Annotated in this window: 20 protein-coding genes and 1 pseudogene; 9 read left to right on the forward strand and 12 right to left on the reverse strand. The window is 65.2% G+C overall.

The features are described from left to right. Positions 1 to 168 precede the first annotated feature (168 nt). Positions 169 to 1,995, reverse strand: coding sequence for a translational GTPase TypA (gene typA, locus BFF94_RS30910; protein WP_128842240.1), 1,827 nt, complete (start codon positions 1,993 to 1,995; stop codon positions 169 to 171). Positions 1,996 to 2,320: 325 nt separating this feature from the next. Between typA and BFF94_RS30915 the strand changes: the two genes are divergently transcribed. The 4 genes from BFF94_RS30915 (at position 2,321) to BFF94_RS30930 (ending at position 7,254) form a co-directional block, all read left to right on the forward strand. Next, positions 2,321 to 2,812, forward strand: a complete 492-nt coding sequence (locus BFF94_RS30915) for a MarR family winged helix-turn-helix transcriptional regulator (RefSeq protein WP_128842239.1) — start codon at positions 2,321 to 2,323, stop codon at positions 2,810 to 2,812. Between the two features lie 87 nt (positions 2,813 to 2,899). After that, on the forward strand, positions 2,900 to 4,396 hold the full coding sequence (locus tag BFF94_RS30920) for an efflux transporter outer membrane subunit (protein ID WP_128842238.1): 1,497 nt from the start codon (positions 2,900 to 2,902) through the stop codon (positions 4,394 to 4,396). 52 nt (positions 4,397 to 4,448) lie between these two features. Further along, positions 4,449 to 5,666: an HlyD family secretion protein gene (locus BFF94_RS30925; RefSeq protein ID WP_128842237.1), complete on the forward strand. Its 1,218-nt coding sequence runs from the start codon at positions 4,449 to 4,451 to the stop codon at positions 5,664 to 5,666. 28 nt (positions 5,667 to 5,694) lie between these two features. Further along, positions 5,695 to 7,254 (forward strand): DHA2 family efflux MFS transporter permease subunit, encoded by a 1,560-nt coding sequence (locus BFF94_RS30930; protein WP_128842236.1) that lies wholly within the window; start codon positions 5,695 to 5,697, stop codon positions 7,252 to 7,254. A gap of 94 nt (positions 7,255 to 7,348) precedes the next feature. Here BFF94_RS30930 and truB read toward each other — a convergent pair whose 3' ends face one another. The 9 genes from truB to BFF94_RS30975 form a co-directional block, all read right to left on the reverse strand. Further along, positions 7,349 to 8,281, reverse strand: coding sequence for a tRNA pseudouridine(55) synthase TruB (gene truB, locus BFF94_RS30935; RefSeq protein ID WP_128842235.1), 933 nt, complete (start codon positions 8,279 to 8,281; stop codon positions 7,349 to 7,351). A gap of 13 nt (positions 8,282 to 8,294) precedes the next feature. Next, positions 8,295 to 8,693, reverse strand: coding sequence for a 30S ribosome-binding factor RbfA (gene rbfA, locus BFF94_RS30940; RefSeq protein ID WP_128842234.1), 399 nt, complete (start codon positions 8,691 to 8,693; stop codon positions 8,295 to 8,297). A 112-nt stretch (positions 8,694 to 8,805) separates the two neighbouring features. Then, positions 8,806 to 11,724, reverse strand: coding sequence for a translation initiation factor IF-2 (gene infB / locus BFF94_RS30945; RefSeq protein WP_128842233.1), 2,919 nt, complete (start codon positions 11,722 to 11,724; stop codon positions 8,806 to 8,808). A 91-nt stretch (positions 11,725 to 11,815) separates the two neighbouring features. Next, a complete protein-coding gene (gene nusA, locus BFF94_RS30950) occupies positions 11,816 to 13,291 on the reverse strand; it encodes a transcription termination factor NusA (protein WP_128842232.1) in 1,476 nt (491 codons plus the stop codon). Next, the gene (rimP, locus tag BFF94_RS30955; protein WP_128842231.1) at positions 13,291 to 13,749 is read right to left on the reverse strand and encodes a ribosome maturation factor RimP; all 459 of its coding nucleotides are present in this window, start codon (positions 13,747 to 13,749) and stop codon (positions 13,291 to 13,293) included. Before rimP ends, nusA begins: the two co-directional genes overlap by 1 nt. Positions 13,750 to 14,207: 458 nt before the next feature. Continuing rightward, entirely contained in the window at positions 14,208 to 15,968 is a 1,761-nt protein-coding gene (gene rluB, locus BFF94_RS30960) for a 23S rRNA pseudouridine(2605) synthase RluB (protein ID WP_219140195.1), read from the reverse strand. A gap of 60 nt (positions 15,969 to 16,028) precedes the next feature. Next, a complete protein-coding gene (gene scpB, locus BFF94_RS30965; protein ID WP_128842230.1) occupies positions 16,029 to 17,033 on the reverse strand; it encodes an SMC-Scp complex subunit ScpB in 1,005 nt (334 codons plus the stop codon). A gap of 283 nt (positions 17,034 to 17,316) precedes the next feature. Beyond that, the gene (locus BFF94_RS30970) at positions 17,317 to 18,519 is read right to left on the reverse strand and encodes a pyridoxal phosphate-dependent aminotransferase (protein WP_128842229.1); all 1,203 of its coding nucleotides are present in this window, start codon (positions 18,517 to 18,519) and stop codon (positions 17,317 to 17,319) included. Positions 18,520 to 18,593: 74 nt separating this feature from the next. Further along, positions 18,594 to 19,496: a LysR family transcriptional regulator gene (locus tag BFF94_RS30975; protein ID WP_047900515.1), complete on the reverse strand. Its 903-nt coding sequence runs from the start codon at positions 19,494 to 19,496 to the stop codon at positions 18,594 to 18,596. 431 nt (positions 19,497 to 19,927) lie between these two features. On the opposite strand from BFF94_RS30975, the pseudogene BFF94_RS30980 reads away from it, so the two are divergent. Beyond that, a pseudogene (locus BFF94_RS30980) lies at positions 19,928 to 20,323 on the forward strand (transposase); the annotation flags it as partial. A gap of 201 nt (positions 20,324 to 20,524) precedes the next feature. Continuing rightward, entirely contained in the window at positions 20,525 to 20,776 is a 252-nt protein-coding gene (locus BFF94_RS30985) for a hypothetical protein (RefSeq protein WP_128842228.1), read from the forward strand. A 194-nt stretch (positions 20,777 to 20,970) separates the two neighbouring features. On the opposite strand, the gene BFF94_RS30990 is transcribed toward BFF94_RS30985, so the two are convergent. Beyond that, the gene (locus BFF94_RS30990; protein WP_128842227.1) at positions 20,971 to 21,288 is read right to left on the reverse strand and encodes a hypothetical protein; all 318 of its coding nucleotides are present in this window, start codon (positions 21,286 to 21,288) and stop codon (positions 20,971 to 20,973) included. Positions 21,289 to 21,443: 155 nt separating this feature from the next. On the opposite strand from BFF94_RS30990, the gene BFF94_RS30995 reads away from it, so the two are divergent. The 3 genes from BFF94_RS30995 (at position 21,444) to BFF94_RS31005 (ending at position 23,055) form a co-directional block, all read left to right on the forward strand. Continuing rightward, a complete protein-coding gene (locus tag BFF94_RS30995) occupies positions 21,444 to 22,160 on the forward strand; it encodes a YdcF family protein (RefSeq protein WP_128842226.1) in 717 nt (238 codons plus the stop codon). Positions 22,161 to 22,381: 221 nt separating this feature from the next. Continuing rightward, the gene (locus BFF94_RS31000; protein WP_011351789.1) at positions 22,382 to 22,660 is read left to right on the forward strand and encodes a hypothetical protein; all 279 of its coding nucleotides are present in this window, start codon (positions 22,382 to 22,384) and stop codon (positions 22,658 to 22,660) included. A gap of 137 nt (positions 22,661 to 22,797) precedes the next feature. After that, on the forward strand, positions 22,798 to 23,055 hold the full coding sequence (locus tag BFF94_RS31005; RefSeq protein ID WP_128842225.1) for a DNA-binding protein: 258 nt from the start codon (positions 22,798 to 22,800) through the stop codon (positions 23,053 to 23,055). Positions 23,056 to 23,096: 41 nt separating this feature from the next. Here BFF94_RS31005 and BFF94_RS31010 read toward each other — a convergent pair whose 3' ends face one another. Further along, on the reverse strand, positions 23,097 to 23,387 hold the full coding sequence (locus BFF94_RS31010; protein WP_128842224.1) for a putative quinol monooxygenase: 291 nt from the start codon (positions 23,385 to 23,387) through the stop codon (positions 23,097 to 23,099). Between the last annotated feature and the right edge of the window lie 310 nt (positions 23,388 to 23,697).

The following is a 23,697-nucleotide window of genomic DNA, read 5'->3' on the forward strand; positions in this document are numbered from 1 at the left end:
AAGCTCACGGCGAAATGCGGCTGAAAGCACCGCGCGGCGGGGTTTTGCCCGATTGCCGCGACCTCCGGGAACAGTGTTTTGCAGACAATCCGATTGCGCGCCGCGCGGATGCGAAAAAGGCTGCCACGAGGCAGCCTTTTTCGTCATGCACGGGAACGATCAAATCGCTTAGTCGACCGCGCCTTCGCGGCTCGCGCGGCGACGCTCGTGCTCCTTCAGGAAGCGCTTGCGCAGGCGGATCGACTGCGGCGTCACCTCGACGAGCTCGTCGTCGTCGATGAATTCGACCGCGTATTCCAGCGACATCTGGACCGGCGGCACGAGACGCACGGCCTCGTCGGTACCCGACGCACGCACGTTGGTCAGTTGCTTGCCCTTGATCGGGTTCACGACCAGGTCGTTGTCGCGGCTGTGGATGCCGATGATCATGCCCTCATAGAGCGCATCGCCCGGCTTCACGAACATGCGACCGCGATCCTGCAGCTTCCACAGTGCGTACGCCACGGCGGCACCGTCGTCCTGCGAGATCAGCACGCCGTTGCGACGCTCGCCGACCGAGCCGTCCTTGACCGGTGCGTACGAGTCGAAGATGTGGCTCATCAGGCCCGTGCCGCGCGTGAGCGTCAGGAATTCGCTCTGGAAGCCGATCAGGCCGCGTGCCGAGATCTTGTATTCCAGACGCGTGCGGCCGCGGCCGTCCGACGCCATGTCGAGCATTTCGCCCTTGCGGCGACCGAGTTCTTCCATCACGCCGCCCTGGTGCTCGTCCTCGACGTCGACCGTCAGCAGCTCGTACGGCTCGCTCTTCACGCCGTCGATTTCCTGCATCACGACGCGCGGACGCGACACGGCCAGCTCGTAGCCTTCACGGCGCATGTTCTCGACGAGAATCGTCAGGTGCAGTTCGCCGCGGCCCGACACTTCGAACACCGTTTCGTCGCCGGTGTCCTTCACGCGCAGCGCGACGTTGTGGTTCAGTTCCTTCATCAGGCGGTCGCGGATCTGGCGGCTCGTCACGAACTTGCCTTCACGGCCCGCGAGCGGCGACGAGTTGACGAGGAAGTTCATCGTCAGCGTCGGCTCGTCGACGGTGATCATCGGCAGCGCTTCCGGCGTATCCACCGCGCAGATCGTCGCGCCGATGCCGACATCTTCAATGCCGTTGATCAGCACGATGTCGCCCGCTTCGGCCGAGTCGACCTGCACGCGCTCGAGCCCGGTGAACGACAGCACCTGGTTGATCTTGCGGCTCAGCACGTCGCCTTCCGGGCCGAAGCGCATCACGACCGGCTGGCCCGGCTTGATGCGGCCGCGCGTGATGCGGCCGACGCCGATCCGGCCGACATACGTCGAATAGTCGAGCGACGTGATCTGCAGCTGCAGCGGCGCATCCGGGTCGGCCGGACGGACCGGCACGTGCTCGAGGACCGCCTCGAACAGCGGACGCATGTCGCCTTCGCGCGCGGCCGGGTCGAGCGACGCATAGCCGTTCAGGCCCGATGCGTAGACGATCGGGAAGTCGAGCTGCTCTTCGGTTGCGCCGAGCTTGTCGAACAGGTCGAAGGTCTGGTTGATGACCCAGTCGATCCGTGCGCCCGGACGATCGATCTTGTTGACGATGACGATCGGCTTCAGGCCGAGCGCGAGCGCCTTCTTCGTGACGAAGCGCGTCTGCGGCATCGGACCCTCGACGGCGTCGACCAGCAGCAGCACCGAGTCGACCATCGACAGCACGCGCTCGACCTCACCACCGAAGTCCGCGTGCCCCGGCGTGTCGACGATGTTGATGTGCGTCCCTTCGTACTCGACCGCGCAGTTCTTCGCGAGAATCGTGATCCCGCGCTCTTTTTCGATGTCGTTCGAGTCCATCACGCGCTCGACCATCTGCTGGTTCTCGCGGAAGGTGCCGGACTGGCGGAGCAGTTGGTCGACGAGCGTAGTCTTGCCGTGGTCGACGTGGGCGATGATGGCGATATTGCGAAGGGCGCGGGTCATAGAAACCTGGAAATCGATTGAACGCGCAAACGCGCCCGCTCGTTTTTCACGGGCGCACGCACATTGCAGCTTGGAAAGCCACAAATTATAGCACGTGAGAATGTCGAGAGCTGACGGGTGCAGCGCAACGCAACGAATCGGGCCGCCCCGCCCCCTTCCGGACAGACAAATCGACCGAATACGCGACCGGCAAGCCGAAAAACCTTATCGAGACAAGGGATTTTTGCCCCGCGAAGCGCGCCCTTTGCCGTTCGATTAACATTTGCCGCGGCAAGCAACTGTGCCTATACTGCTGCCTAGTCAACTATTGCAGCTTCAGGGTTTTATGTCGGATTCTTCTAACCAATCGCCCGTGTCGCCGCTGTCTTCATATCAGATGAACGACAGCGTCGGTTATCTGATGTCGCGCGTGAAGTCGGTGATGACCAACCTCGTCACGCAACGCACGCAGGAAGAGCTCGGCATCACGGGCACGCAGGCGAGCATGCTGTTCATGATCGCGGTCGGCAAGTGCTCGACGGCCGCCGAGCTGGCGCGCGAATACGGGATCGACGCGAGCGCGGTCACGCGCCTGCTCGACCGGGTCGAGAAACGCGGCCTGCTGTCTCGCGTCCGCAGCATCGAGGATCGGCGCGTCGTGCGCCTCGAACTGACCGACGAAGGCCGCGCGCTTGCCGAACGGCTGCCGCCCATTTTCCGCAGCGTGCTCGATCAGGTACTGGACGGGTTTACGCCGGAAGAAGTCGGGTTCCTGAAGAGCATGCTGCGCCGCATTCTCAGCAACTATTGCGAGACGGGCGCCGGCAGCATCACGTAATAGTTGCCATAACAATTACTTTTGACAGATTAATGTAAGGAAATCCTTGCAGTGTCCATCATTCATTCCGAGTCAGGGATCAGCGCGATGAAATCCTCCCCGTTGTCCGTGCGCGCCGGGTCGTGCCGCGCCGCCGTCGCCGCCGCGGTCGCCGCACTGGCGCTGGCGGGCTGCGCGAACTACATCGGCATCAAGAGCGACAAGCAGATCGCCCCCGCGTCGCAATTCGAATCCGCCCAGAGTCTGCCGGCCCAGGGCGGCCAGTGGCCGGCGCTCGACTGGGCAAACCAGTTCGGCGATCCGCAGTTGCCGAAGCTGATCGACGAAGCCCTTCAGGGCAATCCGTCGATCGCGCAGGCACAGGCACGCATCGCGAAGGCCTCGTCGTACATCGAATCGTCGCGCTCGAACCTGCTGCCGAAGGCAGAAGCCAGCTATTCGTGGACGCGCGAGCTGTATTCGTCGAACGCACTGTTCCCGCCTCCGTACGGCGGCCAGTGGTACAGCGAGAACAACGTGCTCGCGAGCGCTTCGTGGGAACTCGACCTGTGGGGCAAGAACCGCGAACGCCTGCACACTGCCGTGTCGCAGGAAAAGTCGGCTGAAGCCGACATGCAGCAGGCGCGCATCACGCTCGCGTCGTCGGTCGCGCGCAGCTATAACTCGCTCGCGCAGCTCTATGCGCTGCGCGACATCGCGCAACGCGAGATCACCAACCGCGAGACGGTCGGCAAGATCACCGACGGCCGCGTGTCTGCGGGCCTCGACACCAACGTCGAACGCCAGACGGCCCGCGGCAACATCGCGACGACCCAGGCTTCGCTGTCGGACCTCGACGGCCAGATCACGACGGTGCGCTACCAGCTCGCCGCGCTGCTCGGCAAGGGTCCGGATCGCGGGCTGCAGATCGCGGCGCCCGTGCTGAACCCGAGCGGCGACGTCGTGCTGCCCGGCAACCTGCCGGCCGATCTCGTGTCGCGCCGCCCCGACATCGTCGCCGCGCGCTGGCAGGTCGAGGCTGCGATGCACGACGTGAAGGAAGCGAAGGCCGAGTTCTACCCTGACGTGAACCTCGCGGCCGGCTTCGGCTTCGATGCGTTCGGCTGGGGCAAATTCCTGAATTTCGCGAGTCGCCAGGCGCAGTTCGGCCCGGCGGTCCACCTGCCGATCTTCGACGCCGGCGCGCTGCGTGCGCAGCTCAAGGGCCGTTACGCGGACTTCGACCTGTCGGTCGCGAACTACAACCAGACGCTGATCAACGCGCTGAATGACGTCGCGACGCAGGTCGCGTCGATCCGCGCGGTCGATCGCCAGATGGGCGACGCGCAACGTGCGCTCGACGCATCGACGCGCGCGTACGACCTCGCCGTGATTCGCTACAAGGCCGGCCTGTCGCCGCAACTGCAGGTGCTGACCGCGGACAGCAACCGCCTCGCATCGGAGCAGACGGTGACCAACCTGAAGATGCGCCGACGCGACATGCAACTCGCGCTGATCAAGGCGCTGGGCGGCGGATTCGACGCGACCGGCACGCCGCTCGCCGCGCCCGACGCCGACAAGCCGACAAAACAGGCCGCCAACTGATCCGGCGCCACCACTACGCAGACACTCGAAATAACGGACGGAGAAAATCGCCATGAGCGACCCTCAACAAAATGCCGCCAGCGCACAGTCGCAAAACAACGGGAAGCGCAAACGGATGATGACGCTGCTCGTCGCGGTCATCGTGATCGCGGCCATCGCGTACGGCCTGTACTACTTCCTCGTCGCCCGCTTCCGTGAAGGGACCGACGATGCGTACGTGAACGGCAACGTCGTGCAGATCACGCCGCAGGTCACCGGCACCGTGATCGCGGTGAAGGCCGACGATACGCAGACGGTCAAGGCCGGCGACCCGCTGGTCGTGCTCGACGCGGCCGATTCGCAGGTCGCACTGCAGCAGGCGGAAGCCAACCTCGCGCAGACGGTGCGCCAGGTGCGCGGCCTGTTCGTCAACGACGACCAGTACCGCGCGCAGGTCGCACTGCGCCAGTCCGACCTGTCGAAGGCCGACGACGACCTGCGTCGCCGCATGGCCGTCGCACAGACGGGTGCCGTGTCGCAGGAAGAAATCTCGCATGCACGCGATGCCGTAAAGGCCGCGCAAGCATCGGTCGATGCCGCGCAGCAGCAGCTCGCATCGAATCGCGCACTGACGGCGAACACGACGATCGCATCGCACCCGAACGTGATGGCCGCGGCCGCGAAGGTTCGCGACGCGTACCTTGCGAACGCGCGTAACGTGCTGCCGGCGCCGGTCACCGGCTACGTCGCGAAGCGCTCGGTGCAGGTCGGCCAGCGCGTGTCGCCGGGCACGCCGCTGATGTCGGTGGTGCCGCTGAATGCCGTGTGGGTCGACGCGAACTTCAAGGAAGTCCAGCTCAAGCATATGCGCATCGGCCAGCCGGTCGAGATGACGGCCGACATCTACGGCTCGTCGGTCACCTACCACGGCAAGGTCATCGGCTTCTCGGCCGGTACGGGCTCGGCGTTCTCGCTGCTGCCGGCGCAGAACGCGACCGGCAACTGGATCAAGGTCGTGCAGCGCCTGCCGGTGCGTATCGAGCTCGACCCGAAGGATCTCGACAAGCATCCGCTGCGTATCGGCCTGTCGATGCAGGTCGACGTCGACATCAAGGACGAACGCGGCGACCAGCTCGTGAACGCGCCGAACACCGTCTACGAGACCAACGTGTTCGCGAAGTACGGCGACGAAGCCGACGCCGAAATCGCCCGCATCGTCGCCGAGAACGCAGGCGGCAACGCATCGGCGCCGGCTGCGGCGAAGTCGAACGCCGCCGCGAAGATGATGTAACCGTTCCGACTCCGGAAAAACAACCGACATGGCACAGGCTCCTGCCTCTCACCCGCCCTTGCAGGGCGGGAAACTCGTGCTCGGGACGATCGCGGTGTCGCTCGCGGTGTTCATGAACGTGCTGGACACGTCCATCGCAAACGTCGCGATCCCGACCATCTCGGGCGACCTCGGCGTGTCGTCCGACCAGGGCACGTGGGTCATCACTTCGTTCGCCGTCGCAAACGCGATCTCGGTGCCGCTGACGGGCTGGCTGACCGACCGCTTCGGGCAGGTTCGCCTGTTCCTCGCGTCGATCATCCTGTTCGTCATCTCGTCGTGGATGTGCGGCCTCGCGCCGACGCTGCCGTTCCTGCTCGCATCGCGCGTGCTCCAGGGCGCGGTCGCGGGCCCGATGATTCCGCTGTCGCAATCGCTGCTGCTGTCGAGCTATCCACGCGCGAAGGCGCCGATGGCGCTTGCGCTGTGGTCGATGACGACGCTGATCGCGCCGGTCGCGGGCCCGATCCTCGGCGGCTGGATCTCGGACAACTACTCGTGGCCGTGGATCTTCTACGTGAACATCCCGGTCGGCATCGCCGCCGCGCTCGCCACGTGGTCGATCTATCGCACGCGCGAATCGACCGTGCGCCGCGCGCCGATCGACGGCGTCGGTCTCGCGCTGCTCGTGCTGTGGGTCGGCTCGCTGCAGATCATGCTCGACAAGGGCAAGGATCTCGACTGGTTCGCATCGACCACGATCGTCGCGCTCGCGCTGATCGCGATCGTCTCGTTCGCGTTCTTCGTGATCTGGGAACTGACCGCCGAGCACCCGGTTGTCGACCTGTCGCTGTTCCGCATGCGCAACTTCACGGGCGGCACGATCGCGCTGGCGGTCGGCTACGGGCTCTACTTCGGCAATCTCGTGCTGTTGCCGTTGTGGCTGCAGACCCAGATCGGCTATACGGCAACCGACGCGGGTCTCGTGATGGCGCCGGTCGGGCTGTTCGCGATCCTGCTGTCGCCGCTGACCGGCAAGTTCCTGCCGCGCACCGACCCGCGCTATATCGCGACCGCCGCGTTCCTGACGTTCGCGCTGTGCTTCTGGATGCGCTCGCGCTACACGACGGGTGTCGACGAATGGTCGCTGACGTTGCCGACGCTCGTACAGGGTATCGCGATGGCCGGCTTCTTCATCCCGCTCGTGTCGATCACGTTGTCCGGCCTGCCCGGCCACCGCATCCCGGCAGCTTCCGGCTTGTCGAACTTCGTGCGGATCATGTGCGGCGGCATCGGCACGTCGATCTTCCAGACCGCGTGGGACCACCGCAACAACTTCCATCACGCGCAACTGGTCGAGCAGGCGAACCCGTACAACCCGACGTTCAACCAGGCCGTCACGCAGATGGGCAACCTCGGACTGACGAAGGACCAGGCGCACGGGCTCATCAACAATATGGCCACGCAACAGGCCGCGCAGCTCGGCGTGAACGATCTGTTCTACATCTCGGCGGTGATCTTCGTGCTGCTGATTGCGCTGATCTGGATCACCAAGCCCGAACGCGCGGGCGGCGGCGATGCCGGTGCGGCGGCGTCGGCTGCGCACTGAGCGCCACCCGATACCGCGCCCCGCGCGCCAAACAAAAAGCCCGGTCGAAATCGACCGGGCTTTTTCGTTCCGACGGCGCTTGGCGCGCCGCGAATCATGCAGCCGTCACCACGAGGCGTTCCGGCGCCAGCACGCCGTTGGCCTTGCGAGCCACACCGAGCAGCCGCGCCGCGTCGTACACGCGCACACGCTCACCCTCCACCGCGTCGATCGGATCGAGCGCAGACAGCGGCAAACGTTGACCGTGCAGAAACCGCTTCGCGCAGGCTTCGTCGAGACGAACCAGCGGAAACGTCGACAGCAGCGCGTCGACCGGCTGAAGCCACGCATCGCGCGCCGCTTCAGCGGCGTCCGACAGCGCATCGAGCGTCACTGCATGCTCGAGCGTCAACGCGCCGACGCCCGTGCGACGCAGCATCGTCAGATGCGCACCGCAACCCAGCACCTCGCCGATATCTTCCGCCAGTGTGCGCACATACGTACCCTTGCTGCAGGTCACACGGAACGTCACGTCGGGCAGCTCGCAGGCGAGCAGGCCGAGCGCATGGATCGTCACGTTGCGGCCCTCGCGTTCGACGGTCTGGCCCGCGCGCGCATATTCGTACAGCGGCTTGCCGTCGCGCTTGAGCGCCGAATACATCGGCGGCACCTGCACGATCTCGCCGGTGAAGCGCACGAGCGCGGCTTCCACCGCTGCGCGGTCGCATTCGACGGGCCGCGTATCGATCACTTCGCCTTCCGCATCGCCGGTGGCCGTGCGCTGGCCGAGACGCATCGTCGCTTCGTAGGTCTTGTCGGCATCGAGCAGGTCCTGCGAGAACTTCGTCGCCTCGCCGAAGCACAGCGGCAGCAGGCCCGAGGCCAGCGGATCGAGCGTACCGGTGTGACCGGCTTTCTTCGCGAGAAGCAGGCGCTTCGCGCGAATCAGCGCATCGTTGCTCGACAGGCCAACCGGCTTGTCGAGCAGGAGGACGCCGTCCAGCGCGCGCCGGGGCACACGCGGACGTTGGGGTGCTGCAGTCGTCATAGGCCGGTCGAGCTCACTCGTCCTTGGTAGGTACGTCGGCCTCGTCGTCGTCCTTCGCGCGCGTCGAGTTCGCTTCCTTGATCAGGCGCGACATTTCCACGGCCTTCTCGATCGTCTGGTCGTAGTGGAAATGCAGCGTCGGCACCGTGTGAATGTGCAGGCGCTTGAACAGCAGGTTGTGCAAGTGACCCGACGCATGGTTCAGCGCCTCCTGCGTCTTGGCCGGATCGCCGGTCAGCGCCGTGAAGTACACCTTCGCGTGCGCGTAGTCCGGCGTGAGCTCGACGCTCTGGATGGTCACGATACCGATACGCGGATCCTTGACCTCGCGCATGATGAGTTCGGACAGATCGCGCTGAATCTGGTCGGCAATCTGAACGTTGCGATTGGGGGAAGTACGTTTCCTGGACATGATCGATCCCTGATTCGTTTATCAGGATAATGCGGCCGCCTTCTGGCGAGCCGCCATGAAAATGGGCGGGACAGGCCCAAGCCTGCCCCGCCCACGAGCCGATACGCGACGATTACAGCGTACGCGCGACTTCGGTCACTTCGAAGACTTCGAACTGGTCGCCTTCGATGACGTCGTTGAAGTTCTTCACCGACATACCGCACTCGAAGCCTTGCTTCACTTCCTTCACGTCGTCCTTGAAGCGCTTCAGCGATTCGAGTTCGCCCGTGAAGATCACGACGTTGTTGCGCAGTACGCGCACCGACGACGAGCGCTTGACGATACCGTCCGTGACCATACAGCCGGCGACCGTGCCGATCTTCGGCACCTTGAACACCTGGCGCACCTCGACCATACCGGTGATGACTTCGCGCTTCTCCGGTGCGAGCATGCCCGACATCGCGGCCTTCACCTCATCCACTGCGTCGTAGATGATGTTGTAGTAGCGGATGTCGATGCCGTTCGACTCGGCCAGCTTGCGCGCCTGTGCATCCGCACGCGTGTTGAAGCCGATGATGACCGCCTTCGATGCCGTCGCGAGGTTGACGTCGTTTTCGCTGATGCCGCCCACCGCGCTGTGCACGATCTGCACGCGCACTTCGTCGGTCGACAGCTTGAGCAGCGACTGCACGAGCGCTTCCTGCGAGCCCTGCACGTCCGCCTTGATGATGAGCGGCAGGTTCTGCACTTCGCCTTCGCCCATCTGCTCGAGCATGCTTTCCAGCTTCGCGGCCTGCTGCTTCGCAAGCTTCACGTCGCGGAACTTGCCCTGACGGAACAGCGCGATTTCGCGCGCCTTGCGCTCGTCCGGCAGCACGATCACTTCCTCGCCCGCACCCGGCACTTCCGACAGACCCTGGATTTCGACCGGGATCGACGGGCCGGCTTCCTTCGTCGGCTTGCCGTTCTCGTCGAGCATCGCACGGACGCGGCCATAAGCCGAGCCCGCAAGCACGATGTCGCCGCGGTTCAGCGTGCCGGACTGCACCAGGATCGTCGCGACCGGGCCCTTGCCCTTGTCGAGCTTCGCTTCGATCACGATGCCCTTGGCCGGCGCTTCGACCGGTGCCTTCAGTTCCAGCACTTCGGCCTGCAGCAGCACGTTCTCGAGCAGATCGTCGATGCCTGCGCCCGTCTTTGCCGACACCGGCACGAACGGCGAATCGCCACCGTATTCTTCCGGCACGACGCCTTCCGCGACCAGCTCCTGCTTGACGCGATCGAGGTTAGCGTCCGGCTTGTCGATCTTGTTGATCGCGACGACGATCGGCACGCCACCCGCCTTCGCGTGGGCGATCGCTTCCTTCGTCTGCGGCATCACGCCGTCGTCGGCTGCCACCACCAGCACCACGATGTCGGTCGCCTTCGCGCCGCGTGCACGCATTGCCGTGAACGCTTCGTGACCCGGCGTATCGAGGAACGTGATGACGCCACGCGGCGTGTCGACGTGATACGCGCCGATATGCTGCGTAATGCCGCCCGCTTCGCCTGCGGCAACCTTCGCGCGGCGGATGTGGTCGAGCAGCGAGGTCTTGCCGTGGTCGACGTGACCCATCACCGTGACGACCGGCGGACGCGGCAGTTGCTCCGCATCGGTAGTGGCTTCGCCTTCGACGAGCAGCGCTTCCGGATCGTCCAGCTTCGCAGCAACCGCGCGGTGGCCCAGTTCCTCGACGACGATCATCGCCGTTTCCTGGTCGAGCACCTGGTTGATCGTGACCATCTGGCCCATCTTCATCATCACCTTGATGACTTCGGAGGCCTTGATCGACATCTTGTGCGCGAGATCCGCAACCGAAACGGTTTCCGGCACGTGCACTTCACGGACGATCGGCTCGGTCGGCGCCTGGAACGACGATGCGCTGTCCTGGTGACGGCCGCGACCCTTCGGGCCGCCGCGCCAGCCGCGGTCGACACCGCCGCTCGAATCGCCGCGCGTCTTGATGCCGCGACGCTTCGACGCGTCGTCCTGCCAGCCGCCCTTGCCTGCGCCCGGCTTCTTGTTGCGGTCGCCCGCGCCTGCCGGCGCCTGCGTCGTTGCCGGTGCTGCACCGGCCGGCTTCTTCACGGCCGGACGCGCTTGCGCGCCTTCCGGCTTCGCCGGCTTGTGCAGCGTGCCCTTCGCTTCGACCGGCTTCGGCGGCTCGACCGGCTTCGGCGGCTCGACTGCCTTGACCACTGCCTTGCGCGGCGTGTTCATCATTTCGCGGATCGCACGCGCTTCGGCTTCCGCCGCCTCGCGACGCTTGCGAATTTCTTCCTGCTCGGCGCGCGCCTTGTCCGCCGCTTCGCGGGCAGCGTCTTCAGCCTTCTTCGCCGCTTCGCGCTGCGCCGCACGTTCGGCGGCCGCGCGTGCTTCGTCCTGTGCGGACTGCGCACTCGTCGCTTCCTGCTCGGCCGCGGCGGCCTGCTGCGCTGCCGCCTGCTGCTGTGCCGCAGCGGTTTCGACCGCGACACGCTTCGCCGCAGCCTCTTCCTCGGCGCGACGGCGCTCGGCTTCGGCCGCTTCCTCTCGGGCGCGACGTTCGGCTTCCTCGCGCTCGAGGTGTTCCTGGCGCTCGCGCAGTTCCTGCGCCTGCTTCTCGAGCAGCTCGGCCTCGCGGCGCGCTTCTTCCTCGCGACGCTTCAGTTCTGCATCGTCGTCCGCTTCGGCGACCTGCTCCTGACCCTGTTCCGCCCCATCGCTCACGTCGTCGCGCTTGACGAACGTGCGCTTCTTGCGGACCTCGACCTGAATGGTGCGAGCCTTGCCCGTCGCGTCAGATTGCTTGATCTCCGACGTATGCTTGCGGGTCAGCGTGATCTTGCGCTTGTCGCCGTCGGTTGCGCCGTGCGACTTGCGCAAATGATCGAGCAGACGCGCCTTGTCCGTTTCGGACAGCGCATCGTCTTCACTCGCTTTCTGGACGCCCGCTGCCTGCAGCTGTTCGAGCAGCACACCAGCAGGCATTTTCAGTTCCGCGGCAAATTGGGCTACGTTGTTACTCGCCATTCATTCCTCTTAGTGCAAGGACCGATTCCTTGCTGTTAGCATCGGGTCAGGCCATACGGCCGCCATCAAATCAGTGCGCCATGGTCATTTCTCACTGGAACCAATGTTCACGTGCTTTCATGATCAACGCCTTAGCGGCATCCTCTTCCATCCCGGTCATGTCGACCAGTTCATCCACTGCCAGCTCGGCGAGATCGTCGCGCGTGGCCACTGCGTGTTCGGACAGCTTCGCAAGCAACTCCGGCGTGATGCCGTCGAGGCTCTTGAGATCCAGCGCTGCGTTCTCGACTTTTTCTTCGTTCGCGATAGCCATCGTCAACAGCGCGTCACGGGCGCGGTTACGCAACTCGTGCACGGTGTCCTCGTCGAACGCCTCGATTTCGAGCATTTCGTTGAGCGGCACGTAGGCGATCTCTTCGAGGCTCGTGAAGCCTTCGTCGATCAGGATGTCGGCAACTTCTTCGTCGACGTCGAGACGCGCCATGAACAGCGCACGCAGCCGGTCGCGCTCTTCACCCTGCTTCAGGGCGGATTCGTCCGGCGTCATGATGTTGATCTGCCAGCCGGTCAATTCACCGGCAAGGCGAACGTTCTGACCGCTGCGGCCGATCGCGACCGCCAGCTCGTTCTCGTCGACGACGACGTCCATCGAGTGCTTTTCTTCATCGACGACGATCGACTGGACAGCTGCCGGCGCGAGCGCGCCGATCACGAACTGGGCGGGATCCTCCGACCATAGCACGATGTCGATGTTTTCGCCACCGAGCTCGTTGCGCACGGCCTGCACGCGGGAACCGCGGATGCCGACGCAGGTGCCGATCGGATCGATCCGCTTGTCGTATGCGATGACGCCGATCTTCGCGCGCACGCCCGGGTCGCGGGCTGCCGCCTTGATTTCGAGCAGACCCTGCTCGATTTCCGGCACTTCCATCTCGAACAGCTTCATCAGGAACTCGGGCGCCGTACGCGACAGCTCGATCTGCGGGCCACGTGCGGTGCGGTCGACCTTCGCGATGTACGCGCGCACACGGTCGCCCACGCGCAGGTTTTCCTTCGGGATCAGTTGATCGCGGCGCAGCAGCGCCTCGACACGACCCGATTCCACGATGAAGTTGCCCTTGTCGAGGCGCTTCACCGTACCCGTCATGATCTTTTCGCCGCGCTCGAGATAGTCGTTCAGGATCTGCTCGCGTTCCGCGTCGCGGACCTTCTGCAGGATCACCTGCTTCGCGGCCTGCGCGCCAATGCGCCCGAACTCGATCGACGGTACGGGTTCCTCGACATACTCGCCGACTTCGACGTCGGACTTCTGCTCACGTGCTTCGAACAGCAGGATCTCGCGATCCGGCTCCTGCAAGCCTGCCTCGTCGGGTACGACGAGCCAGCGACGGAAGGTTTCGTGCTCGCCGCTTTCGCGATCAATATGGACGCGGATTTCGGCGCCTTCGTCGAACAGCTTCTTGGAAGCGGACGCGAGCGCAGCCTCGAGGGCGCCCAGCACCACATCCTTGTCGACGTTTTTCTCGCGCGCCAGCGCATCCACCAGCATCAACACTTCGCGACTCATTATTTGCGGCTCCTAAAGTCAACTTGCGGAATCAGGCGGGCTTTGTCGATATCGGCCAGCGTGAAATCCAGCATGGCCGCCTCGCCCTTCTTCCCTTCAAATTCCAAACCGATCGTTTCGCCATTCGGCGCGTGCAGAATGCCCCGGTACGTCTTGCGCCCGTCCAGCGGCTTTTTCAAGGTCACGGAAACTTCGTTGCCGGCGAAACGCTCGAAGTCAGCCAGTTTCTTCAACGGGCGGTCGAGCCCCGGAGACGAGACTTCGAGCCGTTCGTAATCGATGTTTTCGACCGTCAAGACGTGCTGGAGCTGACGCGTGACCTTTTCGCAATCTTCGAGCGAGATGCCGGCAGGCTGATCGATATAGATGCAAAGCATGCCGCGCCCGGTGCGCTCGAGATCCACCAGCTCGTAGCCGAGCCCGGTGACCGTGGTTTCTATCAGTTCCGTCAGTTGCACTGTGTCCTCTCAGGTGTTCGCGCCCGCCGCTCGCGATTCACCCGCGGGCGCGCGCCTTAGCCGGCGCAGGAAGCGCTACCCGAGATGCCTAACCGTTTCAGCAAAAAAAAATGGGCGGAACGCCCATCTTCTTACTACTGGTGGTCGCACCTGAGCCGCACATTGAATCCGTACGCCCAGCGACTTCGCGATTATAGCGATTTTTGGCGCAAACGCCAAGCCAGCCGGTAAAAGCAGCGCGTCGTCTGCCTTTACGGACCGAAAATGTGAAATCGGACTGCCCGATCAACCGGCGCCATCCTGCCGCACCGGAGATCGGCGATGCCGGCGGCCATGCAGCGGCACGCGACATATAGACAGTCGAAAGCAAGAAATGCCATGCATCGTGCCGACAAAACCGGACGGATGCCGATCTTGCCGGCACGCCGGCGGCTTTGCGCCGCCGTATGCCTGAACGCTCAGCGGCTGCGCGTGCGAGTACGCTGCGGACGCTGGCCGCCGCGCGGGCCGCCACCGTTGCCGGCGCCCTCGGGACGATTGCCGTTCGGGTTGCGATTGCCGCCCTTGCTGCCGCCACGCTTGGGGCCCGCGCCATCGCGCTTCGGGCCTGCGCCATACGACGCGCGGTTCCCGTCGACATCGCGGCCACCGCCCGTGCGATTGCCATCACGACCGCCGCCTGCACGGTTGCCATCGCGGCCGCCGCCAGTGCGGTTGCCGTAGCCCGACGGCGCAACCGGCAGGCTACCATAGCCGCTCAGGCCCGGCAGGCCCGGCCCGCCGCGCCGACCGCCGCCACGACGCGGCTGGTCGAGTTGCCCGTGCGTCGTCAACACCGGCTCACGACTGATGAAACCCATCGACGTCTCCATCGGATCAGGCTGGCGGCGCTCGGCCTGACCGGCATCGCCGCGCTTGCCCTTCTCCTCCGACGGCGCCTTCAGGCCGACGGCCGCCAGCAGCTTGCGCACCTGCACGTCGTCGAGCTCCTCCCAGCGGCCGCGCTTCAGGCCGCGCGGCAGCGGGATCGGACCGTGGCGCGTACGGATCAGGCGGCTCACCATCAGGCCGACCGCCTCGAACATCCGGCGCACTTCGCGGTTGCGGCCTTCGGCCAGCGCGACGTGATACCAGTGGTTCGTGCCTTCGCCGCCGCCATCGCGGATGCGCAGGAAGTTCGCCGGGCCGTCATCGAGCTCGACGCCGTGCAGCAGCTTTTGCCGCGCACCTTCGGCCAGCTCGCCGACGACGCGCACCGCGTACTCGCGCTCGACGCTGTAGCGCGGATGCATGAAGCGGTTCGCAAGGTCACCCGAAGTCGTCAGCATCAGCAGACCTTCGGTATTGAAGTCGAGGCGGCCCACCGCAAGCCATTTCGCCGTCTTCATCGGCGGCAGGCGATCGAACACCGACGGACGGCCTTCCGGATCTGCGTGGCTGACGATCTCGCCCGTCGGCTTGTGGTACAGCAGCACGCGCGGCGGCTTGTTCGGCAGCTTGCGCTTGACCGGCTTGCCGTTGATCCGCACCTGGTCGGTCGGCATGATGCGCTGGCCGATATGCGCGGGCTCGCCGTTCACCGACACGCGGCCGGCGACGATCAGCTCTTCCATTTCGCGGCGCGAGCCCATCCCCGCCTCCGCCAGCACCTTGTGAAGCTTCGGTGCGTCGTCGTCCGGCGACAGCACGCGCTTGTTCGCCGGCTGGCTGCGGCCGCGGCGCAGCATCGGCGCACGCACGCCGCTACCGCCCGCGGAGTTGTCCGCGTCGAATGCCGGCGACGTCACGTAGGCGAACAGTTCGTCCTGGGACGCATCGCCTTCCGCCTTCACCGAGCCACCCTCAGCCTTCGGTGCGCCGCCGCGTCGGCCTTGGCCGCCCTGAGCGCCCGGGCCGCCCTTGGCCGCGCCTTCGCGCTTGCCGGCAGCAGGCTTGCGACCGCCCTTGGCCGCACCTTCCTTGCGCGGCGCACGCGCCGGCTGCGCTTCGGCAACCTCGGCCGGCTGCGCGTCAGCGCCTTCGCCGCCCTGCGGCTCGCCTTCGCCCTTCGACTTGGCCGCCGCGCGACGCCGCGCGATCAGACTGCGCGGGCCTCGCCGCAAACCGCGGCGGGGACGCTCGTCGCCACCCGCGGCCGAAGCGTCCTGCTCCGGCGCATCGTCGGCACGCGCTGCCTGCACGGCAGGCGCGGACGATTCAATATCGTGGATATCTGTCAAAACAACCTCAAAATGTCAGGTCTCGCGCCCGACACGGGCGCGGCAAGAAGTTGGCCGCGATCAGGCGCGACGCTGTTCGGGTTCTGCTTCGTCGTCCGGCAACGCGTCGGCACCGATGGGTGCACTGGCGCTTCGTACGGCATCCGCGAGACTGTCGGACGTGTCGTCCAGCATCTCGTCGTCCGCAGGACGGGAACGGGACGCGTCGGCTTGGCCAGCCTCGCCGGGCGTGTCGCCGGCCGCTTCCGCTCCGTCTCCGGCAGCCGCTTCGGCGGCCGGCTTGCGATCTTCCTCGTTCCAATCCGCGCGCAGCGGCTCGGGCTGCACACCGGTCGGCGCTGCTTCGGCGCCAACCTGTTCAGTTTGCTCGCGATCAGCATCGAGCGTATCGCGGCCCGGGATTTCCTGCGTCGACGCGACGTCGGTCGCGGCATCGCCCGGCAATTCATCCGCCTGCGCCTGCGGCGCGTCGTCCATTGCGCTGCCGACAACCGCCGCGTGATCGTCGAAATCCATTGCCTGCTGCGCAAGCAGCGCGGCCTCGATGTTCGCTGCCGGCTCTTCGAGCGCAGGCAGGTCGTCGAGCGCCTTCAGGCCGAGATCGTCGAGGAACTGCTTGGTCGTCGCATATAGCGCCGGGCGCCCCGGCACGTCACGATGACCGATCACCTCGATCCAGCCGCGATCCTCGAGTTGCTTGACCACCTGCGTATTGACCGTGACGCCGCGAATCTCTTCGATGTCGCCGCGCGTGACGGGTTGCCGATACGCAATGATCGCGAGCGTCTCGAGCACCGCGCGCGAATATTTCGGCGGCTTCTCGGGATGCAGGCGATCCAGATAATGACGCATCGCCGGCTTGCTCTGAAAGCGCCATCCGGTCGCCAGCGCCACCAGTTCGACGCCGCGGCCGGACCAATCCTGTTTCAGATCTTCGAGCAACGTGCGGACCGTGTCAGCCGACACTCCGTCGGCAAAGAGCTTGCGCAAATCGCCGAGCTTCAGCGGTTCCTGCGCGCAGATCAAAGCAGTCTCGAGGACGATCTTCGCCTCTTGGGTATTCATGCAGCTAGGCCAGACCCTGTGGTCAAACGAACCGGATCAACAAACAGACGAAAGGAACGGAAGACGCGCTCGCCCGATTCTGATCGGTCATATTGATGGGAGCACGAACCGGGGGCGGCGAACCAACTTCAGGCCAGGCCCAAACCGGACGGAACAGCACGGCTCAACGGCGGAACCGCGTGACTGAGCGCCATATTACGCAAAATTGTCCGGTGCGTAAAGATGGACCGAGGATGGGCCGAGCGGGCCGCCGCCAGTCGGCCGCGTCCGCTCCGGCCCCGCTTCAACGGGCAACCGTACCGCGCGCGATGAACCGGCGCAGCCGTTCGACGCCCGCGTCAAGCCGCGCCGGATCGCATGCGTAGCACCAGCGGACGAACCCTTCCCCTTCCGGGCCGAATGCACACCCGGGCGCAAGGCCGAGCCCTGCCTCGCGCACCAGCGTCTTGCAGAATGCGAGACTGTCGGCCGCGCCCGGCAGGCGCAGGAACAGGTACATCGCGCCCGGCGGAGGCAGCACCTCGACGCCCGGCAGCGTCCGCAGCGCGGCCACGAGGTGATCGCGCGCGTCGCGTAGCGCCGCGACGAACGACCGTACGAACGGCTCGCCATCGCGCAGCGCGACCTCGCCCGCAGCCTGCACGAAGCCCGGCGCACACGACGTGTTGTATTCGACGAGCTTCGACAGGTCACCCATCACCGATGCCGGCGCAATGAGCCACCCCAGCCGCCAGCCCGTCATCGCCCACGCCTTCGAGAACGAATTCACGACAACGACCCGCTCGTCGCGCGATGCGATATCGAGGAACGACGGCGCGCCGCCCGTGCCGAACGCGAGCCGTTCGTACACTTCATCGGCGACAAGCCAGATGCCGTGACGGCGGCAATGGGCGAGCACGGCCTGCTGATCGTCGCGCGACATCGTCCAACCGGTCGGATTGTTCGGCGAGTTGATCAGCAGCATCCGCGTATCGGGCGTCAGCGCGGCAAGCAGCCGCCCGACATCGAGCTGCCAGCCCGCGTCGCCATAGCCGAGCGGCACGCATTCGACCTGCGCGCCGAGGATCTTCGGAATCTCGACGAGATTCGGCCACAGCGGCGTGACCGCGACGACGCGCTCGCCCGGACCGACCAGCATCTGCGCGGCCAGCATCAGCGCACTCACGCCTGAACTCGTCACGGCTACCGTGTCGACCGCCGTCGCGCCGTGACGCGCGCCGACGTAGGCCGCGATCGCTTCACGCAGCGGCGCAGTCCCGAGGTTGTGCGTGTAGAAGGTCGCTCCGTCGCGCAGCGCCGCAGCTGCAGCGTCGCGAATGAAGCCCGGCGTCACGCGATCGGATTCACCGAACCAGAACGGCAGCATGTCCGGCACGCCGAAGCCGGCGTTCGCCACTTCCCGGATCAGCGACGGACGCAACGCATGCACCGCGTTGCGTACCGCCGGTTCGCCGGCCGCCGGAAAAAAATCTGCGGAATGCGTCATCGAGAACCACCGCCGAAGAACACGATCCGCGTAGTGTACCGACCCGCAAGCCGGACCGGCGCACGTCGTGCGCGTCAGTCGAGATCCTCCGCCCTCGCCGGCATCTGCCGCACGAGCTCCCAGATCGCCTGCGCAGCGGGCGACAACGACCGGTCGCGGCGGCGCACCAGTTCGACCGTGCGTTCGGTGCGCGGCGTGAGCGGTCGCGCGACGAGTGTCGAGCCGGCCGGCAGCGGCAGCGACAACCACGGCTGCACGCTCACCCCGACACCGGCCTCGACGAGCCCGAACACGGTCGCGGAATGCCCGAGTTCCTGCATGACCGTCGCGTTGACGTGATGGGCGGCCAGTGCGGCATCGATCAGCGGCCGGCTTCCCGACGCATGATCGAGGAGCACGAGGCGCTCGCCGTCCAGTGCCGTCCATGGCACCTCGGCACGCGCTGCAAGCGGATGGTCGGCGCGCGCGACAAGACAGAACGAATCGGTCATCAACGGTTCGCAGACGAGATCGGCGACCGTGAGCGGCCCGATCACGACGCCGAAATCGACTTCACTCGATTTCACCTTGCGCAACACATCACTCTGCACGTCGTCGCGCAGGCCCAGCGTCACGAACGGGAACTGGCGCTCGCACGACGCCACCACGCGCGGCATGAGCCTGCACGCGATCGTCGGGCTCGCCGCAACGATCACGCGCCCGCGGCGCTGCTCGCCGATTTCGCGAATCTCGCGCAGCGTGTCGTCGAGATCGTCGATCAGACGCGACACGCTCGCGATCAGGTTCGCGCCGACGTCAGTCAGTTGCACGTCGCGTGTCGTGCGGTCGATCAGCTTCAGCCCGAGCTCGGCCTCGAGCTCGCGCACGCAGCGGCTGACCGCGGACTGCGTGAGCCCGATCTCGTCGCCCGCGCGACTGAAGCTCTTGAGCCGCGCTACCTCGATGAATACGCGAAGCTGGCGCAGCGTGACGTTCATCTCCTGACCCCATCAATCGTCGATATCGATTCGCGATTCTAATGCGCTAATCCGGCTTCGATGTGCGAATCCGGCACCTGCCGCACATGTTTCGCTGCGGTGCAATACGTGCGCAAACGCACGTGGCGCGGGCGGACTGCACAAGATTGGTGATTGTCCCGATTTGCCGGCGGGTTATTTTGGCGTCTTATACGCCCCTAGCTGACTTAGCCGTTAGCTCGCTGCCAAGCGGCTCTCGAGGGATTCACCTCCGACATGGCACGCTTCGTGCATTACCTGACGCACAGGGCGCAGGTTTCGTCGGACGGAAGAGCAGAAACGCCGCTGCCGGCCAACCGGACGCCCCCACCCGGCACTCGACGATCGAGTGCTTGAAGAGTGCGCGGCGCAGGGCAGCGCACCGGAGTTAGCTTCGCTGAGGTGAGGACATGATGCTGTTCGACGATTTGAGAGATAACGAGTGGGCGCTGGTCGAGGGTCTGTTTTGCTCGGAACCCGCACGGAGTGAGCGGCGCGGCCGCCCCCGCGTGGAAGCCCGTTCGGTGGTGAACGCCGTGCTGTGGGTGCTGTCGACGGGTGAAGGCTGGTCGAAGCTGCCGGGCCGCTATCCGTCGCCGCCGACCTGCCGCCGTCGCTTCGACGAATGGCAGGCTGACGGCACGCTCGCCGAAATCGTGAAGCGACTCGGCACGAGCGGCCGGCAGATCTCGCTGCGCGGGCGCATCGGCGCGAGCGCCGCGAAACCGCCTGCACCGCCGAGCCGCGACCGGCTGCGCGGCGCCTTCTGGACCAATCCGGAATCCTGGCGCGCACCTGTCAAGATGGCGTAACGAATGCTCGATCGGGCGGCTTCGGCCGCCCGGTCTCTTTCTGCGACGCGGCCTTTTCGCGGCGCCTGCATTGCCGTCGATTCCCGTTGTCTTACCGCGATACATCTATTTACTAATATTTACAGCAAGCCTGCACTCCCGCGCTTACCTTAGCGAGATATCAACAGGCCGCGTCGACGGCTTGAAGGGAGCCCCGCCATGAAACCAATGTCACTGCTCGTCGCATGCGGCATTGTCATTTCCCTGGCGCTGACCGCTCCAGCCCACGCCGACGATCGCACGAAGCCGCCCCATCGCCAGCAGGATCACCGGAATACGCTCCGCCAGCCGCCGTCCGCCAACGCGTCCGGCCGACAAACCGTGCCGCGCGGCGACCTGCGCGGCGACATCGCCAGCAACGCGCGTGCGCGCATCGGCTCGCAGCCGACCGACGTACCGCGTCATCCGTAGTCCTGCGAATTTCAGGATTTCGCCAAAGAAAATGCCCGCTTTCGGGAACTGCGCTGCATGCGACGAGTCACATCGTTGCCATGAGCACAGCGTGGCAACAGCAAAAGTATCCGGTACGCCCGTATCCTCGCGATACGGGCTTTTTTTTGCATCGCCGGCCCGCGCGGCGACGCACGAGGCGGGATGATCCGCCGCTACAGGCGGCTTTCGAGAATCGCCACGGCGCTGGCTTCGCTCAATGCGTAGTCGTCCATGCGGCGGTCGGTCCAGGAAAGTAATTTCTCGTCGCGCTCGAGGCGCAAGAATTCGGCTCGACCACTGTCGGTCAGCACGGCGATGTCGACCGGTGCGTGGAAGCCCGGCGCGGGGGCAACTGTCTTCTGCCTGACCGTGTCCATCAGCCCGAGCGAACGGAGATACTCGAACACACCCGGGCGGCGTGCCCACGGTACCTGGCGGTACTGCACTCGTCTCAATGCGTCGAGCACCGCTTCGTTGGAATACGTGGCCATCTCGATTCTTTCTTAAAGTGCAGCGACAATGCGAAGCGGCGCGCCGGGCGGTCTCCGCCCGCCGATACCGCCACCGATTCTGGAGGCCGACGTTCGGCGTCGCGTCAGGGCCGGATCATCGGCCGTCCATAAAAAGACACCATACCCCAATCAAATTGATTCTGTTCGATTCATTTGTCCTTCTCTTCATCTGTTTCATGCTCTGCCGCAAGCGGCGGCGAATCATCTCGATCACCGCCGTTGCGCTGTTCTGGCTGCTCGCGACAGGCTGGCTCGCCGCGCCGCTGATCGCCTGGACCGAAGTGGGTGTCACGCCGGTCGAGCACCCGGACATGCACGGGCGGACCACGCTGATCCTCATCGGCGCCGGAACGCATCGCACCCACACCGGGCTGCAGCCGCCGCCCGACGGAGTCGCACGCATCCACAAGATTGCGGCGCTCTATCGCATGTGCCGGCAGCAGGCCGAGCGCTGCACCGTGGTGATGTCGGGCGGCGACCCGCAGCATCACGGCGAAACCGAGGCGGCCGTATACGGGCGCCAACTCGTCGCGGAAGGCGTCGCCCCCGCTGACCTCGTTCTCGAACCGAACAGCCGCACAACCTACGAAAACGCGAAATTCACTGCGCCTATACTACGCTCACAGTATGACGACGCACGCATTCTCGTCACCTCGTCGTACCAGATGCGCCGCGCATTGCTCGATTTCCGCCGCTTCGGCATCGATCCACAGCCCGTTTATGCGAATCGCCTGCGCGCACAACCGGGCTGGCTGCCACGCTGGCGCAATGTGGCCAACACCGAGCAGGCGCTGCACGAACTTGTCGGCATCGCACAATTCCACGTCTATCGATGGCTCGGATGGTTCTGACGGCCGCGCGGGAACCGGAGCGGAAATGGCGGCGGCACCCAGGATGGCACGCGCGTGACGAAGTGCGCGAAGTGTTGCGCGACTTCAACGGGGTCTTGCGTCGCGCCGCGATCCGGTGCACATTGATCCGTCACTTTTGTTACACTCGACGCGCACTCGATTGCAGTCGCCAGACAAAACGGCAACACTCGGGTTCATCACCACTTAGCGGAGGTAAAGCAATGAAGAAGACGTCCCTGGCTATCCTGGTAGCGATGTCGGCGCTGACTGGCGCAGCGTATGCGCAAGAGAGCACGGAAATCAAGACCATTACCGATCCGGCCAAGATCTCCGAGATCGAGCAGCGCGCACAAGCCCTGCAACAGCAGCAAGCGGCCGAGGCCGCTCAGCCGGCGATGCAAGAAGAGCATCACCACGGCAAGAAGGCTGCTCACCACAAGGCAGCGGCGAAGAAGGCCGGCAAGAAGGCTGCCAAGGCCGCAGACGCTGCCAGCCAGTAAGTTCGGCGGCACCGCACAAGCGAAAAAGCCGAATCCGGGCAACCGGATTCGGCTTTTTTGGTTGCGGCGCCCGTGCGCTGTGCTAAAGTCGCGCACCGAAATTTTCCACCCGTGCGCACCCCGGTGCGGAGGACAGCATGAGCAACATTCAACTCGACATCGAGTGGACCGAAGCCGCCACTCGCCAGATCAAGCAACTGATGCCCCGCGGCTCGACCGACGCATTTCTCGCACTGCCGCCGATCGAGTGCCTGCCGATGGAGGGCGACGTGCTTTTCCTCGGCCCGCAAGGCAAGCAGCAACCGTTCATCGTTGCCGAGCGCCAGTATCATCACGACGGCGACGCAGACTGGACGATCATCCTGATTCTCGACGTCCCCAGCACGTCGCACTGACGCGCCAGCGCGACCGGACACGTCCGGTCGCCCCACCCTGCTCAGACGAGCTTCGACAGCACACGGATTTCGGAACGCTCGATCCAGTCCGCAGCTGCTTCGCGATAGGCGAGAATGTGCGCGGAACGCGCATGGGCGCCCAGCGCCTCCTCGCTCTCCCAGCGCTCGACGAATACGAACCGCGCGGGCTCCTTCAGGTCCTGGTGCAGATCGTACTGCAATGCACCGGCTTCGCTGCGAGTCGGCGCGACGATCCCTTCGAGCACGGCACGCAGTTTTTCCTCGGCGCCCGGCTTCGCCACGATCTGCGCCATGACTGCAATTTCCGCCATTCCCGACTCCTTCATCCAGAAAAGTCCGAGAATACGCGAATCACGCACCGCGCATCGGCCGCGCCGATGCGCCATTGCACGACGGCCCCAAAAAAATAGCCCGCGCTTCAGAGAAGCGCGGGCGAAACCGTCGCCCTACGAGGATAGGCGACGGGGCCATCGAGATCCGCGCACTGGCGCGGATCGTCATCAGTTTCGCCGGCGCTCGTCGCGCCGGCACTTGAAGACGTCGATACGGTTGATCGGGCAACTCGCGGTGCACCCCGGTATCTGACGCCGTCCTCCCTCTTCTAACGATTCCAAGATATAA

This window comes from Burkholderia catarinensis, from assembly GCF_001883705.2.
Classification (GTDB): domain Bacteria; phylum Pseudomonadota; class Gammaproteobacteria; order Burkholderiales; family Burkholderiaceae; genus Burkholderia; species Burkholderia catarinensis.

What these genes read in the sequence shown, in the direction of transcription:
- BFF94_RS30920 (WP_128842238.1), top strand. Translation starts at nt 2,900, where the DNA reads ATGAAATCCTCCCCGTTGTCCGTGCGCGCCGGGTCGTGCCGCGCCGCC.
- BFF94_RS30930 (WP_128842236.1), top strand. Translation starts at nt 5,695, where the DNA reads ATGGCACAGGCTCCTGCCTCTCACCCGCCCTTGCAGGGCGGGAAACTC.
- BFF94_RS30985 (WP_128842228.1), top strand. Translation starts at nt 20,525, where the DNA reads ATGAAACCAATGTCACTGCTCGTCGCATGCGGCATTGTCATTTCCCTG.
- infB (WP_128842233.1), bottom strand. Translation starts at nt 11,724, where the DNA reads ATGGCGAGTAACAACGTAGCCCAATTTGCCGCGGAACTGAAAATGCCT.
- scpB (WP_128842230.1), bottom strand. Translation starts at nt 17,033, where the DNA reads ATGAATACCCAAGAGGCGAAGATCGTCCTCGAGACTGCTTTGATCTGC.
- BFF94_RS30915 (WP_128842239.1), top strand. Translation starts at nt 2,321, where the DNA reads ATGTCGGATTCTTCTAACCAATCGCCCGTGTCGCCGCTGTCTTCATAT.
- BFF94_RS31000 (WP_011351789.1), top strand. Translation starts at nt 22,382, where the DNA reads ATGAAGAAGACGTCCCTGGCTATCCTGGTAGCGATGTCGGCGCTGACT.
- BFF94_RS30990 (WP_128842227.1), bottom strand. Translation starts at nt 21,288, where the DNA reads ATGGCCACGTATTCCAACGAAGCGGTGCTCGACGCATTGAGACGAGTG.
- BFF94_RS31005 (WP_128842225.1), top strand. Translation starts at nt 22,798, where the DNA reads ATGAGCAACATTCAACTCGACATCGAGTGGACCGAAGCCGCCACTCGC.
- nusA (WP_128842232.1), bottom strand. Translation starts at nt 13,291, where the DNA reads ATGAGTCGCGAAGTGTTGATGCTGGTGGATGCGCTGGCGCGCGAGAAA.
- BFF94_RS30970 (WP_128842229.1), bottom strand. Translation starts at nt 18,519, where the DNA reads ATGACGCATTCCGCAGATTTTTTTCCGGCGGCCGGCGAACCGGCGGTA.
- truB (WP_128842235.1), bottom strand. Translation starts at nt 8,281, where the DNA reads ATGACGACTGCAGCACCCCAACGTCCGCGTGTGCCCCGGCGCGCGCTG.
- BFF94_RS31010 (WP_128842224.1), bottom strand. Translation starts at nt 23,387, where the DNA reads ATGGCGGAAATTGCAGTCATGGCGCAGATCGTGGCGAAGCCGGGCGCC.
- BFF94_RS30975 (WP_047900515.1), bottom strand. Translation starts at nt 19,496, where the DNA reads ATGAACGTCACGCTGCGCCAGCTTCGCGTATTCATCGAGGTAGCGCGG.
- rbfA (WP_128842234.1), bottom strand. Translation starts at nt 8,693, where the DNA reads ATGTCCAGGAAACGTACTTCCCCCAATCGCAACGTTCAGATTGCCGAC.
- typA (WP_128842240.1), bottom strand. Translation starts at nt 1,995, where the DNA reads ATGACCCGCGCCCTTCGCAATATCGCCATCATCGCCCACGTCGACCAC.
- BFF94_RS30925 (WP_128842237.1), top strand. Translation starts at nt 4,449, where the DNA reads ATGAGCGACCCTCAACAAAATGCCGCCAGCGCACAGTCGCAAAACAAC.